This is a genomic window from Oceanospirillum sediminis (genome assembly GCF_014164585.1).
GTDB lineage: Bacteria > Pseudomonadota > Gammaproteobacteria > Pseudomonadales > Halomonadaceae > Oceanospirillum > Oceanospirillum sediminis.
The window spans coordinates 1-455 of sequence record NZ_JACJFM010000135.1; the positions used below are offsets into that span (position 1 = coordinate 1).

1 protein-coding gene is annotated in these 455 nt (G+C 47.3%); it reads right to left on the reverse strand.

The genetic code is table 11. The features are described from left to right. Nucleotides 1–362 (reverse strand): DUF6444 domain-containing protein (locus H4O21_RS27975; protein ID WP_306667907.1); only part of this gene is annotated, 362 nt, incomplete at its 3' end. Nucleotides 363–455: the final 93 nt, after the last annotated feature.

Consider the following 455-nt stretch of genomic DNA (forward strand, 5'->3'; position numbering starts at 1 on the left):
ACCTGGCGCTTCTGATAGCCGACTTCTTTGTATTGACCTTCAGGTAGCCGCCTTCGATCAACTCTCAGTATCTCAACTTCGTCAGGGGAGTCGGTTTGCTCCAACGTTGAACCTTGATGCCCTTTTTGGCCGCCGGGTGATTTGCCGGATGACGCTTTGGAGGTTTTAGCACGGTTCGGATCTTTAGAAGGCGGGATACTACTGTTCTGGCTGTTTAATCCAAAGCGTTCGGCCAGCATAACAACAACCATTAAGATCAGTTCGATAGAGGCTCTTAAGGCAGGAGTGACCTGTTTATCCTCTTTGAGTTGGGCACGTACTTGCTCAACCACTTCAGTTACGTTGATGTCTTTCAGGTTCATCCATGCTCTTCAATGTCTGTTGCTATGCATAAACTGACAGATCTCAACTATTCGTCAAGGTAGCAAATAGTTGAGAGCGGGCTGAATAGTTAC